This window comes from Sphaerospermopsis sp. LEGE 00249 (assembly GCF_014299995.1).
GTDB classification, from domain to species: Bacteria; Cyanobacteriota; Cyanobacteriia; order Cyanobacteriales; family Nostocaceae; genus Sphaerospermopsis; species Sphaerospermopsis kisseleviana.
Map to the genome: position 1 here is coordinate 1 of NZ_JACJUZ010000157.1, position 2,255 is coordinate 2,255.

General features: G+C 35.3%; 4 protein-coding genes. All 4 read right to left on the bottom strand.

Going from position 1 to position 2,255, the window contains the following annotated elements:
- Positions 1-228: 228 nt before the first annotated feature.
- On the bottom strand, positions 229-510 hold the full coding sequence (locus H5968_RS24840) for a hypothetical protein (protein ID WP_187042065.1): 282 nt from the start codon (positions 508-510) through the stop codon (positions 229-231).
- An 8-nt stretch (positions 511-518) separates the two neighbouring features.
- Positions 519-965 (bottom strand): VOC family protein, encoded by a 447-nt coding sequence (locus tag H5968_RS24845; protein ID WP_187042066.1) that lies wholly within the window; start codon positions 963-965, stop codon positions 519-521.
- Positions 966-1,259: 294 nt separating this feature from the next.
- Entirely contained in the window at positions 1,260-1,727 is a 468-nt protein-coding gene (locus H5968_RS24850; protein ID WP_187042067.1) for a DUF29 domain-containing protein, read from the bottom strand.
- A 333-nt stretch (positions 1,728-2,060) separates the two neighbouring features.
- On the bottom strand, positions 2,061-2,255 hold a 195-nt coding region (locus H5968_RS24855), incomplete at its 5' end, for a DegT/DnrJ/EryC1/StrS family aminotransferase (RefSeq protein WP_187042068.1).

Below are 2,255 nucleotides of genomic sequence, written 5' to 3' on the forward strand. Positions count from 1 at the left end.
CAAAGGTTAGAGGCTGATAAACACAGAAATTAGTGCAAGGGTTTTGAAGGGTATACCGGAAAAAGTGTGCATTTTTTGGGATTTCAAGAGATGGCAAAGAAATTTTCAAATCTCCTCCTGACTCCTGACTCCTGACTCCTGACTCCTATGCCCTCACAGAAAGACTTTCTCAGCAACCCCTAAATAATTCGTTGGGTTGCGATATCGCTTAACCCAACCTACGGTCATTTATAACATTTGCGGAATAAAACTAGCTTTTTTCGCTGCACTATCCCACACTATCCAGTTAATTTTATCATCCAAATCAACTGCATTATCTGTCACCTGAAAATACAGCTTTCCTTGTCCTTTGACTTCCACAGCAAAATCATAATTTTGAGCATAGGTGACAATAAAACCCTTATTTTGTAAACAATATTTTGCCCAATTTTTTAAAGATTGTTTATAGGGTTCATGGGGTATGGGTGGGTTAGTAATTACGTCATTGATAACTTTTAAAACTTTTTCCATGTTTCTATTTAATGAGGATCACAACGAATTTCTATCATAAACCCATCGGGGTCATAAAAATACACCCCTCTACCTGTAGGACGGGTAAGGGGTCCATAAGCTATGACTAAATTATTTTCCCGGATCACGGATACAGCTTGATCAAAGAATTGGGGATCAATATCAAAGGCTAAATGATATGCTCTAGTAAAAGATTTACTGGGATCGGGGTCTGGTGGTAATAATTCTGGTTCTCCAAATAAGTCTAATATTGTTCCATCGGGGGTGATAAAATTAGCAACTTTGCCTTCAGCAACAAGTTGTTTTAATGTTTCGGGAATTTCTTCGCCTGTGAGTTCATGTAATCCTAAAATATGTCCATAAAAATGGCGTGATGCTTGCATATCGGCAACGTTTAAAGCAATATGATGGATTTTGCGTAGGTAGCCGGTAGGCATATTTTTTTGTTCATTCATGGGTTTTTAATTTATGGGTTTTTAATTTATGGGTTTTTAATTTATGGGTTTTTAATTTAGAGGTTGTTTGGAAAGTTTTTAATGTATAAATAAACCCCTCTCCAAACCTCTCGCCGACGCGGGGAGAGGCTTTGAAACGCTCAGGACAAGCCTCCTTGTCTTCCTGATCCTGCCTTCACAGATCATATTAAAAACCTACCCCTGTGAGGGGTTAGAGAGGGGTAAAAAAAATATTTGATACATCAATCATGACTTTTCAAACACCCTCTTACAGATGCACATAGTCAACTTATTTTATGTATTAGCAAACCAATGATCATCTAAAAATTTTTCAAGAGTAGCGATCGCTTCTTCAGGAAAAGTATTTAAGGTAAGTTGAGAATGTTGACTAGCTAATTCTCTTCCATCATTGTAACATAAGTCTAACTTCATCTCTAAGTGACTTTTTAAACTAGGACTATCTGCTAATAATCTTTGAATTTGCTTGCGAAAATTAGTTATTTCTCTTTGCGAATGTCCTCTATTTCTTTCATTTTCCCCTTCCCAATATTGTAGAATTAGTAAATGTTCAATCAATCTCATTAACAAACTTTCGATTTTCCGTTTATCTCTTTTACTCAAATCTAAAACTTCCTCAATTAAATTATCCCAATCCAAAGAATCTAAATCTCTATTTTCTAACTGTTTAACTGTTTCTAATACCCAAAGATTATAGTCGGTGTCATACAAATTTTTGATTTGTGTTTTTAGCTCTGCTCTCATATTTTTCTCCTTGATAGTTAATTATACGTTATCAGTATCATCATTTGTCCTAACTACATTTAAAACTACATTTAAAACTACATTTTAAACAACATTTTAAACATAATCTAACTTTTCATTTAACTTACTTTTTAATTTTATCACAAGTAAGCTGTTGTGCATTTAATTTGTATAAGTGGAACAGGCATCTTGCCTGTTAAACAAGAGTTCAGAATATTAGGATTATACAATTTAGCTGTGTAACAGCTTATCATCTTGACTTATTTAGGGTTTGCTGAAAAAGTCTTTTTGTGGGGGCAGGCAAAAAGCAAGAGTTTGGGCTATCTGTTATCCCTAGATTTTATGACTACTAACTGTGGCTATATGTCTAAATGTTCCGGTTTTTTGCCCTTGATAAAGGGTTAGTAGGCTTCCCAAAGCATTACAGTTATCTTCTATTAACCATAAATCATGTTTTTGGACAAATTCCACAATTTCCTTTAAATCCCAATCCCCAGTCCCCAGTCCCCAGTCCCCAGTCACCAGTCC